This is a genomic window from Methylobacterium sp. DB0501 (genome assembly GCF_011043735.1).
GTDB classification, from domain to species: Bacteria; Pseudomonadota; Alphaproteobacteria; order Rhizobiales; family Beijerinckiaceae; genus Methylobacterium; species Methylobacterium alsaeris.
The window spans coordinates 241,567-256,589 of record NZ_JAAKGV010000002.1; the positions used below are offsets into that span (position 1 = coordinate 241,567).

The window sequence follows — 15,023 nt, forward strand, 5'->3', positions numbered from 1 at the left end:
AGCCGTGCCGATTGCGCGCTACGGCCATGCTGCGGGATCAGCCCTAGTTAAGGCACGCTTTACCCGATCGTGTTCGGCCCGTGGCGACTTGCGACGGCCGCGCCATCATCCCGCCGCAAGGCTTAAACCTGTCTCCTGAAAGACTCGTGAAGAGAATTCGTCTTTGCTGGAACCGGATTTGGAATTGCGTGTTGTTTCGCCCGCGCAGGGTTAAGGGGTCCTGCGTGGGCGATGGGGTCAGCAGCAGCGGAAGCCGCCGCGGCCGCCGACGCCGAACCGGGCGTTCTGGCGCTCGCGGAAGAACTCCGTCGCGGTCATCGGCTGCTGGTCGGGGTGGGTCTTGCGGATATGGGCGACGTAGGTGTCGTAGTTGCCCTGGCCGACCATCAGCCGCGCGCCGTCGCAGACGCAGCGCGTCAGGGTCGCCCAGCGCTCCCGCAGGGATTCGGCGGCGGCGCTCATCGGCTCACTCCGCCGCTGCCGGCACCGCCCGCGGATCGGCCTCGAGGGCCGTCCAGCGGTCGGCGCGGTAGGCCTTGAGGCAGGCCTGGATGCCGAAGACCACGATCGCCACCACGACGGCGACGAAGAGCAGCGCCAGCACCGCGTCGACGCGGTCGTTGAAGACGATCTGGCGCATCTGGTCGGCGCTCCTGGCCGGGGCCAGCACCTTGCCCTCGGCGAGCGCGGTCGCGTAGCGCTCGGCATGCGCCAGGAAGCCCACCCGCGGATCGGCGGAGAAGACCTTCTGGAGGCCGGCGGTGAGGGTGCAGGCGATGAGCCAGAGCGTCGGCACGATGGTGACGAGGGCGTAGCGCTCCCGCTTCATCTTGAAGATCACCACGGTGCACAGCGTCAGCGCGATCGCCGCCAGCATCTGGTTCGAGATGCCGAAGAGCGGCCACAGCGTGTTCACGCCGCCGAGGGGATCGGTGACGCCCTGGTAGAGGAAGAAGCCCCAGAAGGCGACGCACAGCGCGGTCGCCACGATGCTCGGGCCCCAGGACGCCGTGTCCTTGAAGGCCGGCACCGCGACGCCGATCAGGTCCTGGAGCATGAAGCGCCCGGCCCTGGTCCCGGCATCGACGGCGGTGAGGATGAACAGGGCCTCGAACAGGATGGCGAAGTGGTACCAGAACGCCATCATCGCCTTGCCGCCGACGACGTTGGAGATGATGTGGGCCATGCCGACCGCCAGCGTCGGCGCGCCGCCGGCCCGCGAGATCACGGTGTGCTCGCCGACGTCGGACGCGGTCTGCCTGATGGTCTCGGCGGAGATCGGGAAGCCCATGGCGGTGACCGCCGCCGAGGCGCTCTCCGGCGTGGTGCCGACGACCGCGGCCGGCGCGTTCATGGTGAAGTACACGCCCGGATCGATGACGCTGGCGGCGACGAGCGCCATCACGGCGACGAAGGATTCCATCAGCATGCCGCCATAGCCGATGAAGCGGGCATTGACCTCGTTGTCGATCAGCTTCGGAGTGGTGCCCGACGAGATCAGGCTGTGGAAGCCCGAGACCGCGCCGCACGCGATGGTGATGAACAGGAACGGGAACAGCGAGCCCGACCAGACCGGCCCGGTCCCGTCGACGAACTTCGTCACCGCCGGCATCTGCAGATGCGGCGCGAGCACCAGGATGCCGAGCGCCAGGCCGACGATGGTGCCGATCTTGAGGAAGGTCGAGAGGTAGTCGCGCGGGGCGAGCAGCAGCCAGACCGGCAGGATCGAGGCGACGAAGCCGTAGCCGATCAGCATCCAGCACAGCTGCGTGCCGGTGAAGGTGAACATCGCCGCGAGGGTCGGGTCGTCGGCGACGATCTGGCCGTAGAGGATCGCGGCCATCAGCAGGACGAAGCCGAGGATCGAGACCTCGCCGATGCGGCCCGGGCGGATCCAGCGCGAATAGACGCCCATCAGGAGCGCGATCGGGATCGTCGCCATCACCGTGAAGGTGCCCCAGGGGCTCTCGGCCAGCGCCTTGACGACGATCAGCGCCAGCACCGCCAGGATGATGACCATGATCAGAAAGGCGCCGAACAGCGCGACGATGCCGGGAATCGTGCCGAGTTCCGAGCGGATCAGCTCGCCGAGCGAGCGGCCGTCGCGGCGCATCGAGACGAACAGCACCATGAAGTCCTGCACGGCGCCGGCCAGCACCACGCCGGCGAGGATCCAGAGCAGGCCCGGCAGGTAGCCCATCTGCGCCGCCAGCACCGGGCCGACCAGCGGGCCGGCGCCCGCGATCGCCGCGAAATGGTGGCCGAACAGGACGTACTTGTCGGTCGGGACGTAATCGAGCCCGTCATTGTGGCGCAATGCCGGGGTCTCGCGGGTCGGGTCGAGCCGCATGATGCGGTCGGCGATGAACAGCGAGTAATAACGGTAGGCGATCAGGTAGACCGAGACCGCCGCGACGACGATCCAGAGCGCGTTGACAGTCTCGCCGCGCTGCGTCGCCACCACGGCGAGGGCAGCGGCCCCGAGCGCGCCCACCAGGGCCCAGGGCCCGTGCTTGCGGACGGCAGTCATGAGGTTTCCTCCCGGCTGTGCCGCCGGGCTCACGACACGCTTCGGCGGCTTCCTTCGACTTTCGGGTAAAGGAAACGGTGAGGACTGCCAATGTGGCAGGGACGCGGGTGTGCCGCGCTGGGATCAGACTTTCGTCGTAGGAACGGATGATCGGCGTTTCAGGCGCGTGGCGCCGCCGCACTTGCCGCAGGCTGGGCCTTGTCCCTCCCGCAACCTCATCCTGACGTGCGGGTGAGGCGAACCTTGAAGGAGGGCTCAGAGGCCACGGCGGTTCGTACGGCCCTCCTTCGAGGGCGGTCGGCCTGCGATCGACCGACGCCTCGGGAGGAGGTCGCGTGCGGGATGAGAGAAACGGAGGAGTTCGCCGGCCTCAGCTCGACGGCAGCCCTGCCAGGATGTGATCGTAATCCAGGTTCGCGGTCTCGATGACGATCTGGGTCCGGCTGATGACGCCGAGCTTGCGCAGGATCTCCGAGACGTGGGCCTTCACGGTCGAATCGCCGACGCCGAGCTCGTGGGCGATCTGCTTGTTGAGCTTGCCCTGGCGGATCATCAGCAGCACCCGCACCTGCTGCGGGGTCAGCTCGGCGATGCGCTCGGCGATCGGCGCCTTGCCGGTCTTGCGGCCGGGGGTCTCGGCCGGGCCGGCCGTGCCGTCGGGCACGAACACCGCGCCGTTGAGCACGTCGGTGATGGCGCGGATCAGCACCGGCTTGCCGGCGGCCTTCGGCACGAAGCCGGCGGCGCCGTGGGCGAGCGCCTCGCGCACGATGCGCGGATCGTCGAGGCCCGAGACCACCAGCACCGGGATGCGCGGGAAGCGGGTACGGATCGCGATCAACCCGTCGAAGCCGTTGACGCCCTGCATCGTTAGGTCGAGCAGGGTCAGGTCGATCGAGCGGCCCCGGGACAGGGCCGCGCAGGCGCTGTCGATCCCGTCCGCCTCCTCGACCTCGGCGGCCGGGAAGGCGAGGCGGACGGCGCTGCCCAGGGCATCGCGGAACAGCGGGTGGTCGTCGACGATGATCAGGTGCATGTCCGACCCCTCCGCGAGGGGCGTCGGCGCCCCGTCCGGCCGCGGAAGAGATACTCCTGGAGCCGGGCTGGTCAATCCCACCATCGCGACGGATCATCCTCATCAACCGCGCATCGCCGGGCGGCACGCGAGTGGGCAGGCGCGCATCGCCTGACGGCAAGCGCATCGGCCGTCGCCTGTTACCTTGCGGCATGCGCGATGGCAGATCGGGGACAGCAGATCTGCCGTACCCTTGAAGTCGAGGGAAGAGTTACCATGGGGGGTGCGGCAGCAGCCACAGTGCTTTAGTATGGAGGCCCGATGACGATCCCGCGCTCTGCACCTTGGTCCAATGGTGGGCGGCGGCGCGCCGGCCCTATCGTCGTGCGACCTCGGCGGTGAAGGACCTCCTCCAAGGACCCTCTGGCCGCGGAGCGGGCGGGACCGGAGCGTGGCATCTGGTCGCCGGCGGCGCGTGGGGCGCCGCCGGTGGCCGATCGCGGGGGCGATCGCCCCTCCGGTCCTCGAAGCGCAGGCGCGGCCGCCGCACCGGCCGCGCCTGCGTGCCTTGCCGCGCATGCGTGCCTTACGGTAAGCCACGCCCTCGACGACGTTTGCCGCGTTGCCAGTCTTTCCGGTCCGCCGCATAATGCGGCGAGAGCCGGTACTGAGACGGCGACAAGCAAGACGGCAACCAGGGGGAGACAGCCGGTGGCGCAGGGCACGCGCACGCGCTCGCATCGCTGCGGGATTCAGACGGCCTGGACCGAGGCGACCGGGGCGGAGGCCGCCGTGGCGGCGCTCGCCGCCTCCCTCGACGTCGCCCGCATCGCCCACCTCATCATCTTCTTCTCGCCGGTCTACGGAGTCGAGGCGCTGAACGCGGCGTTGGCGCGTGCCTTCCCGGGCGTGCGGGTCGCCGGCTGCACCTCCTCGGGCGAGATCAGCCCGATGGCCGGGCTCGACCGCGGCCTCGTCGCCATCGCCTTCCCGCACGAGGGGTTCCGCATCGCCTCGGCGGTGCTGGAATCGGTCGATCGTCTCGACGCCGAGCGGGCCTCGGCCTCGATCCGCTCCCTGCGCTGCGCCATGGAAACGATCAGCCGCGGCGGCCAGCGCTTCGCGATCTCTCTCATCGACGGGCTCGCCAACGCCGAGGAGACGGTGATCGCCGCGATCGGCTACGGCCTCGACGGGGTGCCCCTCGTCGGCGGATCGGCCGGCGACGAGCTGACCTTCTCCGAGACCGCCCTGATCCATGACGGGCAGGTCCACCGCCGGGCCGCGATCCTGCTGCTGATCGAATCCGACTTCCCCGTCGAGATCTTCAAGAACGACAATTTCGAGCCGACCGGCGTCAAGTTCGTCGTCACCGAGACCGACCACGAGCAGCGCACGGTGCGCGAACTCAATGCCGAGCCGGCGGCGGTCGAGTACGCCAACGCGCTCGGCATCGATCCCGACGCGCTCACCCCGACGAGCTTCGCGGCGCATCCGCTCGTCGTGCGGGTCGGCGGCGACTATTTCTGCCGCTCGATCCGCCACCTCAACCCGGACCAGTCGCTCAGCTTCCACTGCGCCATCGAGAGCGGAGTGGTGCTGACGCTGGCGCGCCAGAAGGATCTGGTCGAGGCGACCCGCGAGGAACTCGCCCGGCTCGACGCGCGGCTGGGCGGCGTCGACCTGGTGATCGGCTTTGAATGCGTGCTGCGCCGCCTCGACGCCGAGATCCACCAGGCCCGCCACAGCATCGCCGAGCTCTATCGGCACTACAACGTCGTCGGCTTCGAGACCTATGGCGAGCAGTACCGCTCGATGCACCTGAACCAGACCTTCACGGGCATCGCCATCGGCCGGCCCGCCGGGCCGTGAGCATGAACAAGTCGGGGGCCGGTGAGGACGTCGCGTCCCTCCACCGCCGCATCGCCAAGCTGGAACGCATCAACGCCGCCCTGATGTCCCAGGTCGAGCGCACGATGGACCAGCGCGGCAGCGCCTACTCGCTGTTCCAGACCGCCATCACCCTCGAGGGCCAGGTCCGCTCCCGCACCGAGGAGCTGACGGCCCTGATGCGCAGCCTGGAGCGATCGAACCAGGCGCTCACCGCCGCCAAGGAGGAGGCCGAGCGGGCCAACCGCTCGAAGACCCGCTTCCTCGCCGCGGCGAGCCACGACCTGCTCCAGCCCCTCAACGCCGCCCGGCTGTCGATTTCGGCCCTCGCCGAGATGCGGATGGGGCCGGAGCCCCGCGTCGTCGTCGGCCAGGTCGAGCGCGGCCTGCAGACCATCGAGGACCTGATCAAGACGCTCCTCGACATCTCGAAGCTCGATGCCGGGCTGATCCAGCCGGTGGTGCGGCCGGTGCGGGTCGCCGACGTACTGGAGAGCATCGAGGCGAGCTTCGGGCCGCTCGCCGCCCGCAAGGGCCTGCGCCTGTCGGTGCGCGGCGGCCGGTACTGGGTCAGGAGCGACCTGGTGCTGCTCCAGCGCATCCTGCAGAACCTGGTCTCCAACGCGATCCGCTACACCGCGGCCGGCGGCGTGCTGGTGGCGGCGCGCCGGCGCGGCGCCGAGATCCGCATCGACGTGGTCGATTCCGGCGCCGGCATCCCGGAGGACGAGCAGGAGCTGATCTTCGAGGAGTTCCACCGCGGCGGGCGCGAGAGCGTCGACGGCGAGATCGCGCTCGGCCTCGGCCTGTCGATCGTGCGCCGCTCGGCCCAGGCCCTCGGCCATCCCTTGAGCCTCGACTCGCGAGTCGGCCACGGCTCGCGCTTCAGCCTGCACCTGCCGCCCTGCGCTCCCGAGGCGCCCCGCCCCGCTCCCTCGCTGGTGCCGCCGACGAGCCTCACCGGAGCCCGCATCGCCCTGATCGAGAACGACAAGGCGGCGCTGGAGGCCCTGGCGCGGCTCTTTCACGGCTGGGACGCCAACGCCTTCGCGGCGCGCGACCACCTGAGCCTGGTCCGCCTCCTCGGCACGACCTGGAGCCCCGACGTGGTCGTGGCCGATTTCCACCTCGACGGCGGCGCCTGCGGCCTCGACACCGTGGAATGGCTGCGCTCGGTCCACGGCCACGACATCCCGGCGGTGATCACCACCGCCGACCACTCGTCCGAGGTCGAGGCGCGGGTGCGGGCGGCCCGCTGCGAGCTGGTCCACAAGCCGCTCAAGCCGGCGCAGCTGCGGGCGCTGCTCGCGCATCTGCTGACCCGGGGCTGAGCCCCGGAATCGCCGCACCGTCTCTGTTTCTCAAAGTTTCTGATCGCCGGCGCCGCCATTCCCCGTGATGGGGCTGCGACGGCGCCCGCGTGCGCCTATGTCGTTATGCCTATATCCATTCGTTTCTACTATATTTCTTGCGCGATTTATCCTCGAATGGACTAAGCAAAACGAGAAATAGACGGTTGCGTAAGAGCAACATACTGCGTGATTACGAAGACGGTGCCGCTGGAACGGATTTTCTGCCCGCTCACTTGTGGCATCTCTCCTGAACGTGGGAGGTCCAGCGTGGCACGGATATTACTGACGGGCGCAACCGGCTTTCTGGGCGGCGCCGTTCTTCACCAGGCCTTGAGCCGGCGCGACGGCACCGAATGGGTCTGCCTCGTCCGCTGCGCCACCGCCGACCAGGGCCGGCAGCGGATCGCCGCGCGGCTGTCGCGCTTCACCGACCCGTTCACCGCCCAGCGCCTCGCCCGCGCGGTCGAAGTGGTGCCGGGCGACTTCACCCGGGCCGATCTCGACGCCGACCCGCGGCTCGACTCCGTCACCCACGTGCTGCATCTCGCCGCCGACACGTCGTGGTGGGGCGAGGAGCGGGTCAGCCGTACCAACCACGACGGCACGCTGGCGCTCGCCCGGCGCGCCCGCGCGATGCCGGGCCTCGTCCGCTTCCTGCACGTCAGCACCGCGATGATCTGCGGCACCGAGGCGCCCGCCCTCGTCGAGGAGGCGGCCTATCCCTCGCCCCAGGCCCGCCACCTCGTCGCCTACACGGTCTCCAAGGCGGCCGCCGAGACCTCGCTCGCCGGCAGCTTCGCCGACCTGCCGATCGTGGTCGCCCGTCCGTCGATCGTGGTCGGTCACTCGACGCTCGGCGCGGCGCCGAGCTCGAGCATCCTGTGGGTGATCCGCGCCGCCGACCGCCTGCGCCTGGTGCCGTGCGCGCCCGAGAGCGCCGTCGACATCGTCCCGGTCGACTGGGTTGCCGACAGCCTGCTCGGCCTGCTGCGCAAGCCGCACCTTGCCCATAAGCTCTATCACGTCTCGGCCGGCGAGGGCGCGCATGCCCGGTGGGCCGACCTGATGCGGGCCTTCGCCGACGCCGATCCGGCGGGCGGCCCGCGCGACGACTTCGCCCGCTTCGACCTCGCCGCCGACCGGGCGCTGCTGCGCCGGCGCTTCGCCGAGACCTTCGGCCTCGACGGTGCCCTCAAGCAGGCGATGCTGCGGGCGGTGCGCGCCTACTACGCCTTCTGCTCCCTCGACCTGACCTTCTCGAACGCCCGGCTCCTCGCCGAGGGGCTGACGCCGCCGCCGGCCTTCACGGATTATCTCAAGGTCTGCCTCGACAACGCCCCCGACATCGCCGAGCAATTCGCCGACGACCTCGAGATGTTCGTGGCGCCGTCTCCGAGCCAGGCCCTGCCGCTGACGGCGAGCGCATGAACCCCTTCCTCACCCTCGCGGTGGCGATCGGCGCCGAGATCACGGCGACGCTCGCCCTCAAGGCCGCGGACGGACTCACCCGACCGGGCCCGACGCTCCTCGTCGCTCTCGGCTACGGCACGGCCCTGTGGCTGATGTCGACCAGCATGGACATGCTGCCGATCGGCATCGTCTACGCGATCTGGGCCGGGATCGGCATGGTCGGCGCGGCGCTCGGCGGCGCGCTCCTGTTCGGCGAGCCGGTGACCCCGCTGATGATTCTCGGCATCGGAGTGATCGCCATCGGCGTCGGTATCCTGGCGGCGGCGCAGGCCCATGCCTGACGCGGGGTGAGGGCGGCGGCGAACGGAACCACGCCGTCGCATCGCCTCGCGCCCACCCTCACCGCTCCAAGATCATCGCGCCCGTCTCCTGCCGCGCCTGCCAGCCGTGGCGCACGAGTTCCGGGTCGGCATGCTCCTCGGCCGGGGAGCCGACGCAGAGATAGGCGATCAGGCACCAGTCCTCCGGCACGTCGAGGGCGGCCGCGACCTCCCCGGGGCACAGGATCGAGACCCAGCCGACGCCGAGGCCATGGGCCCGGGCGGCGAGCCAGAAGGTGTGGACCGCCGTCACGGCGGAGTAGCGCAGCATCTCCGGCATGGTGGCGCGGCCGAGGCCGTGGCCGGCCGCCGTGGCCTCGTCGCAGAACACCGCCAGATGCACCGGGGCCTCGCGCAGGCCGGCGAGCTTGAGGCGGCGATAGGCGGCGGCGCGCTCGTCGTCGTAGGCAGCGGCGGCCGCGTCGTTGCAGCGGCGGAAGCTCGCGGTCACCGCGGCGCGCCGTTCGGGATCCGTGACGCGCACGAAGCGCCAGGGCTGGCTGTTGCCGACCGACGGGCTGAGGCAGGCGAGCGCGAGGCAGGCCCGCAACGCCTCCTCCGGCACCGGATCGGGGCGGAAGCGCCGCACGTCGCGGCGCCAGGCGATCAGCTCCGCGAAGCGGGCCCGGAACGCGTCCCCGAAATCCGGCGCGCCGGTCGCCGGCTCCGTCATGGCTTATCTGTCATGGCTTGGCCGGTCATGGCTTGGCCGGTCATGGCTTGGGATGAGCCCGGTCGGGCCAGGTCCCCGAGCAGGCTCGCCGCCACCGAGACCTTCGACACCGTGAGGCCCGACGCGGCGATCGCCGCGATCGCGGTGCGGATGCGCGCCAGCGTCGCGCCGCGGGCGGCGCTCCAGGTCTCGACCGCGGCGGCTCCTTGCGCCTCGTAGGCCGCGGCCTCGGCGGTGAGGGTCCGGTGCGCCGCGGCGATGCCCGCCACCGCGCGCTCCAGCGCGATGCGGTCGAAGGTGTCGGCCACCGGCACCGCCCGGGCGGCGGCCGACAGCGCGTTGAGGCGGAACAGGTCGGCGAGCGCGAAATGCGTCGCGGCGATCGCCGCCGGCGAACGGCCGGTGGCCTCGGCGACCTGGACGATGTCCGGCGCGGCCCCGAGTTCGCTCAACGCGGCGAGGCGGGAGGCCAGGGCTTCCGGCACGCCGTGATCGACGAGGGTCCGGATGCGCCGGACCAGCGCCTCGGCGGCGGCCGGGGGGAGGGCGCCCGGCAGGGCGGCCGAGACCGCCGCGATGCCGTCGCGGTAGCGCTGCGCCGCCGCCTCGATGCCGCCGGGGGCGGCCTCGCCGTTGCGGATGAACCAGACCATCCGCTGGCGCAACAGGTCCTGCAAGTCGGCGTAGAGGGCGAGCTGCTGCTCGCCGGAAATCGTGCCGTCGAGCCCGTCCACCGCCTTGTTGAGGTCCATCAGCCCGAAGGCGTCGCGGGTGACCGCGAAGGCGGCGGCGATGGCGGCGGCCTCGGCGCCGGTCTCGTCGGACAGCCGGCTGACCAGGGTCGGCCCGCCGCGGTTGACGATGGCGTTGGCGAGGCTCGTCGCGATGATCTCCCGGCGCAGGCGGTGCCCCTGCACCGCGTCGGGGTAGCGGGCCACCAGGACCGGCGGGAACGAGCGCTCCAGCTCCCGGGCGAGGTAGGGGTCGTCCGGCACCGCGCTGTCGAGGAGCGCGTCCTTGAGGGCGAGCTTGGCATAGGCCAGCAGCACCGCAAGTTCCGGCCGGGTCAGGCCCTCGCCGCCCTGCGCCCGCTCGGCGAGAGCGGCGTCGGAGGGCAGGAACTCGACGCTGCGGTCGAGGCGCCCGTCGGCCTCCAGCCCTTGCATCAGCCGGCTGACGAAGCCCGTCTCGGTCGCGGCGGAGCGCTGGGCGAGCGACAGGGCCAGGGTCTGGAGCTGGTTGTTGCGCAAGACCAGGTCGGCCACCGCCTCGGTCATGCCGGAGAGAAGCGCGTTGCGGCTCTCCGGGCTGAGCCGCCCGTCGCGCTCCGGCGTCGCCAGGGCGATCTTGATGTTGACCTCGACGTCCGAGGTGTTGACCCCGGCCGAGTTGTCGATCGCGTCGGTGTTGAGGCGGACCCCGCGCCGCGCGGCCTCGATCCGGCCACGCTGGGTGAGACCCAGATTGGCGCCCTCGCCGACCACCCGGGCGCGCAGCTCGGAGCCGGTGATCCGGATCGCGTCGTTCGCCCGGTCGCCGGCCTCGTCGTCGCTCTCGGCGGCGGCCCGCACATAGGTGCCGATGCCGCCGAACCACAGGAGGTCGACCGGCGCGCGCAGGATCGCCTGCATCACCTCGGCGGGCGTCGCCTCCTCGCGGTCGAGGCCGAGCCGGGCGCGAATCTCGGGCGACAGCGGCACCGCCTTGGCCTGGCGCGAGAACACCCCGCCGCCGGGCGAGATCGTCGAGCGGTCGTAATCGGCCCAGGACGAGCGGGGCAGCGCGAACAGGCGCTTGCGCTCGGCATAGGCCTTCGCCGGGTCGGGATCGGGGTCGAGGAAGATGTCGCGGTGGTCGAAGGCGGCGACGAGCTTCAGGCAGCGCGACAGCAGCATGCCGTTGCCGAACACGTCGCCCGACATGTCGCCGACGCCCGCCACCGTGACCGGCTCGGCCTGGATGTCGATGTCGACCTCGCGGAAGTGGCGCTTCACCGCCTCCCAGGCGCCGCGGGCGGTGATGCCCATCTGCTTGTGGTCGTAGCCCTGGCTGCCGCCCGACGCGAAGGCGTCGCCGAGCCAGTGATGCGCCTCGAGCGACAGGGCGTTGGCGATGTCCGAGAAGGTGGCGGTGCCCTTGTCGGCCGCGACCACCAGGTAGGCATCGTCCTCGTCGTGGCGCACGGTGGCGGGCGGCGGCACGATCCTGCCGTCGACGATGTTGTCGGTGAGCGAGAGCAGCGTGCGGATGAAGATCCGGTAGCTCTCGGTGCCCTCCTGCATCCAGGCCTGGCGGTCGGAGGGCGGCGGCAGGCGCTTGGGGAAGAACCCGCCCTTGGCGCCGACCGGCACGATCACGGCGTTCTTGACCTGCTGCGCCTTGACGAGGCCCAGCACCTCGGTGCGGAAATCCTCCGGCCGGTCCGACCAGCGCAGGCCCCCGCGGGCGATGTAGCCGAAGCGCAGGTGCACGCCCTCGACGCGGGGCGAGTAGACGAAGATCTCGAAGAGCGGCCGGGGCAGCGGCATGCCCTCGACCTTCGCGCAGCGGAACTTGAACGCGATGGTCTCGGGGGGAAGGCCGTTGCGGCCGATCTGGAAGAAGTTCGTGCGTTGCGCGGCCTCGACGAGGTTGACGAAGCGGCGCAGGATCCGGTCCTCGTCGAGGCTCGTCACCCCGGCGAGATCCGTCTCGATCTCGGCCCGCACGGCGTCCTGCGCCGCGGCCCGGTCGCCGTCGCGGCGGGGGTCGAACCGGGCGTAGAACAGGGCCACCAGCCGCCGGGCGAGGGCCGGGTGGCGCGACAGCGTCGCCGCCAGGTAGTCCTGGCCGTAGCGGATGCGCAGCTGGCGCAGGTAGCGCCCGAGCGCCCGCACCAGCGCGACGTCGCGCCAGCCGAGCCCGGCTTCCAGCACCAGGCGATTGTAGGCGTCGGATTCGGCGAGGTCGCGGGCGAGCGCGAGAAGCGCCGCCTCGACCGGGCCCTCGACCGCCGCGACGTCGAGGGCGCCGCCGCCGGCGCGCTCCAGCACCATGTCGTGCAGCCAGACCCGGGCGCCGGCGCCCTCGGGCTTGAGGCGGTAGGAGCGCTCCTCGATCACCCGGAAGCCGAGATTCTCCAGCACCGGCACCCGCTCGGACAGGGGGAGCGCCGCGCCGCGGGAGAAGACCTTGAGGCCGATCCGGGTCTCCGGGTCTCCGGGCCGGCGGAAGAGGTCGACCGCCCGGGGCTGGCCTTCCGAGATTCGCTCCAGGATGGCGATGTCGGGCAGGGCCTGGGCACCGCTATACATCTCGCGGTAGCCCGCCGGGAAGGCGTCGGCATAGACCGCGGCGAGACCGCGGGCATCGCCGCCGCGGGCGGCGCCCAGGGCCTCGCGCAGGGAATCGGCCCAGGTGCGGGCGAGTTCCGCGATGCCGGCCTCCAGCCGGGCCGCGTCGATCTCGTCGGGCGGCGCCCCCGGCGTCGCCACGATGACGTGGAGGCGGGCGAGCGGCCCCTCGGGATAGTCCGGCGCGATGGTCGAGAGGCGTCCGCCGAGTTCCTCGGCGAGGTAGGCGCCGATCCGGGCCTGGAGCCGGGCGTCGGTGCGGTCCTTCGGCAGGTAGGCGATGAGCGAGACGAAGCGGCCGAACTTGTCGGGCCGGGCCAGCACCCGCACCCGCGGCCGGTCGGCGAGCGAGACGATGGCCAGGGCGAAGCGCAGGAGCAGGTCGGCGTCGATCTGGAACAGGTCGTCGCGCGGATAGGTCTCGAGCACGTGGACGAGGGAGCGCCCGGCATGGCTCGTCGGGTCGAGGCCGGCACGGCTGAGCACCGCCGCCACCTTGCGGCGCAGATACGGCACCTCCTCGGCCCGGCTCGCATAGGCGCTGCCGGTGAAGAGGCCGACGAGGCGCAATTCACCGGGCAGGCCGCCCCCCGGTGCGAACAGCTTGATCGCCACCATGTCGAGATGGGCCTGCCGGCGCACCCGCGAGCGCAGGCTGGCCTTGGTGACGAGGAGCGCCTCCGGCCCCTCCAGGAAGGCACGGATCTCCGGCGTCACCGCCACCATGGCGTCGCCGCGGCGCAGGACCTCGACGGCGGGGTCGCGCAGCAGGCCGAGCCCGCTTCCCCTCACGCCGGCATGGTCCGCCCCGCCCTCGTCGCGGTACTCGCGCAGGCCCAGAAGCACGAAATGCCCGTCGCGCAGCCAGTCGAGGAAGGCGCCGGCCTCGGCCCGCTCGTCGGCGGCGAGCGGGCCGGCCGCGTCGCCGTAGGACGCGGCGGCCTCGGCCAGGCGCTCGGTCATCGCCGCGTGGTCGGACGCGGCGGCCGCGACGTCGGCATAGACCCGGGCCAGGCTGGCGGCGAGGGTGGCGCGGGCCGCCTCGTCGTCGATGCGGTCGAGATGGACGTGGATGAAGCTCTCGCGGGCGAGCCCGTCGGTCTCCCCGGAATCCCTCGTGGTCTCGCCGACGACGCGCACCAGGGCGCCCGCGGCGTCGCGCTCGACCCCGAGGATCGGGTGGGCGACGAGGCGGGGCTGGTAGCCGCGGGCGACGAGCTCGGCGAGGGTCGAATCGAGCAGGAACGGCCGGTTGGCGTTGACCGCTTCCAGCACCGTGAGGTCGCGCCGGCGTCCGCCCTGCTCGACCTCGATGTCGGAGAGGCGCACGGCGCTGATCGTGCGGCCGGGCCGGGCGGCGGCGAGGTGGGCCCGGGCGGCGAGCGCCAGCTCGGCCAGGGTCTCGGGCGCGTAGGCGGTGAGATCCTCGGGCGCGACGCGGCCGAAGAGGTCGCGGACGAAGCCGCCGGGGCCGCCCCGGTCCTCGGCGAGGGCTGCGGCGGCGGCGATCAGGTCGGTGCGGCTGGCCTTCGCTTCGGCGGTCGCGGTCGCGGTCGAGGGTTCCACGGTGGCTCTTCCTCTCCTGCTGTTCCTCTGCCGAGGTTGGCGACCTGAGCGGTGGCACAGCGGGTTTTCCCCCGCAACCCCGGCCTCGCGCTCAACGGGCAAACTGCCTATAGCTCGCGCATGATGATCGAGAGGGCAGGATCATGACCGGCGGCAGGAAGAAGGCGGGGGGCAAGCCCGAGGTCGGTGAGCGGCCGGCGGCGCAGGAGATGGAGGGCACCGTGATGGCCCTCGACCTCGCCCCCTCGCCGGACTTGTCGCCGGAGATGCGGGCCTACTTCGAAAAATGCCGCGAGAAGATCGGCTACGTGCCGAACGTGCTCCTGGCCTATGCCCACGACAACGCCAAGCTCGAGGCGTTCGCGGCCCTCTACAACGACCTGATGCTGGCGCCCTCCGGCCTGTCGAAGCTGGAGCGCGAGATGATCGCCGTCGCGGTGTCGAGCGTGAACCGCTGCTACTACTGCCTCACCGCGCACGGCGCCGCCGTGCGCAGCCTGTCGGGCGATCCGGTTCTGGCCGAGATGCTGGTGATGAACTACCGCGCCGCCGACCTCTCGCCCCGCCACCGCGCCATGCTCGACTTCGCGGTGGCGCTCACCGAGGCGCCCTGGACGATCGAGGAGGAGGACCGCGACGCCCTTCGCGATGCCGGCTTCTCCGAGCGAGACCTGTGGGACATCTCCGCGGTGGCGAGCTTCTTCAACATGTCGAACCGCATGGCCTCGGCCGTCGACATGCGCCCGAACCGTGCCTACCACGGCGAGGCCCGGACCCTGCCGGCGGCGGACGAGGCGTGACCACGGCCGGTCACCCGGTTGCCGCAATGTCGGCCTAAGGCGCCCGCGAGACGGGCCGCGGGTCGCCCGACGGGA

Annotated in this window: 10 protein-coding genes; 5 read left to right on the forward strand and 5 right to left on the reverse strand. The window is 71.5% G+C overall.

Annotated elements, in window-relative coordinates; all coding sequences use genetic code 11:
* Positions 1-237 precede the first annotated feature (237 nt).
* The 3 genes from G4G93_RS04960 to G4G93_RS04970 form a co-directional block, all read right to left on the reverse strand.
* Positions 238-462, reverse strand: a complete 225-nt coding sequence (locus G4G93_RS04960; protein WP_165081768.1) for a YbdD/YjiX family protein — start codon at positions 460-462, stop codon at positions 238-240.
* 4 nt (positions 463-466) lie between these two features.
* Positions 467-2,530 carry a carbon starvation CstA family protein gene (locus tag G4G93_RS04965; protein ID WP_165081770.1) on the reverse strand — a complete coding sequence of 688 codons (2,064 nt, stop codon included), beginning with the start codon at positions 2,528-2,530 and terminating at the stop codon, positions 467-469.
* A gap of 370 nt (positions 2,531-2,900) precedes the next feature.
* Positions 2,901-3,650 (reverse strand): response regulator, encoded by a 750-nt coding sequence (locus G4G93_RS04970; protein ID WP_395412753.1) that lies wholly within the window; start codon positions 3,648-3,650, stop codon positions 2,901-2,903.
* Between the two features lie 606 nt (positions 3,651-4,256).
* Between G4G93_RS04970 and G4G93_RS04975 the strand changes: the two genes are divergently transcribed.
* The 4 genes from G4G93_RS04975 (at position 4,257) to G4G93_RS04990 (ending at position 8,538) form a co-directional block, all read left to right on the forward strand.
* Positions 4,257-5,417: an FIST N-terminal domain-containing protein gene (locus G4G93_RS04975; protein WP_165081774.1), complete on the forward strand. Its 1,161-nt coding sequence runs from the start codon at positions 4,257-4,259 to the stop codon at positions 5,415-5,417.
* Between the two features lie 2 nt (positions 5,418-5,419).
* Positions 5,420-6,766 (forward strand): hybrid sensor histidine kinase/response regulator, encoded by a 1,347-nt coding sequence (locus G4G93_RS04980; protein ID WP_165081776.1) that lies wholly within the window; start codon positions 5,420-5,422, stop codon positions 6,764-6,766.
* 288 nt (positions 6,767-7,054) lie between these two features.
* Positions 7,055-8,215, forward strand: a complete 1,161-nt coding sequence (locus G4G93_RS04985; RefSeq protein ID WP_312891713.1) for an SDR family oxidoreductase — start codon at positions 7,055-7,057, stop codon at positions 8,213-8,215.
* On the forward strand, positions 8,212-8,538 hold the full coding sequence (locus tag G4G93_RS04990) for a multidrug efflux SMR transporter (RefSeq protein ID WP_165081778.1): 327 nt from the start codon (positions 8,212-8,214) through the stop codon (positions 8,536-8,538). Before G4G93_RS04985 ends, G4G93_RS04990 begins: the two co-directional genes overlap by 4 nt.
* Positions 8,539-8,596: 58 nt before the next feature.
* Here the strand turns inward: G4G93_RS04990 and bluB are convergent, their stop codons facing one another.
* Positions 8,597-9,250, reverse strand: coding sequence for a 5,6-dimethylbenzimidazole synthase (bluB, locus tag G4G93_RS04995; protein WP_165081780.1), 654 nt, complete (start codon positions 9,248-9,250; stop codon positions 8,597-8,599).
* Positions 9,247-14,148 (reverse strand): NAD-glutamate dehydrogenase, encoded by a 4,902-nt coding sequence (locus G4G93_RS05000; protein WP_165081782.1) that lies wholly within the window; start codon positions 14,146-14,148, stop codon positions 9,247-9,249. Before G4G93_RS05000 ends, bluB begins: the two co-directional genes overlap by 4 nt.
* A gap of 209 nt (positions 14,149-14,357) precedes the next feature.
* Here G4G93_RS05000 and G4G93_RS05005 point away from each other — a divergent pair, with 209 nt between their 5' ends.
* Positions 14,358-14,948 carry a peroxidase-related enzyme gene (locus tag G4G93_RS05005; protein ID WP_395413792.1) on the forward strand — a complete coding sequence of 197 codons (591 nt, stop codon included), beginning with the start codon at positions 14,358-14,360 and terminating at the stop codon, positions 14,946-14,948.
* Positions 14,949-15,023 lie beyond the last annotated feature (75 nt).

Coding starts and splice junctions, on each gene's coding strand:
- G4G93_RS04965 (WP_165081770.1), bottom strand. CDS start 2,530: ATGACTGCCGTCCGCAAGCACGGGCCCTGGGCCCTGGTGGGCGCGCTC.
- G4G93_RS04990 (WP_165081778.1), top strand. CDS start 8,212: ATGAACCCCTTCCTCACCCTCGCGGTGGCGATCGGCGCCGAGATCACG.
- G4G93_RS04970 (WP_395412753.1), bottom strand. CDS start 3,650: ATGGTGGGATTGACCAGCCCGGCTCCAGGAGTATCTCTTCCGCGGCCG.
- G4G93_RS05005 (WP_395413792.1), top strand. CDS start 14,358: ATGGAGGGCACCGTGATGGCCCTCGACCTCGCCCCCTCGCCGGACTTG.
- bluB (WP_165081780.1), bottom strand. CDS start 9,250: ATGACGGAGCCGGCGACCGGCGCGCCGGATTTCGGGGACGCGTTCCGG.
- G4G93_RS04960 (WP_165081768.1), bottom strand. CDS start 462: ATGAGCGCCGCCGCCGAATCCCTGCGGGAGCGCTGGGCGACCCTGACG.
- G4G93_RS04980 (WP_165081776.1), top strand. CDS start 5,420: ATGAACAAGTCGGGGGCCGGTGAGGACGTCGCGTCCCTCCACCGCCGC.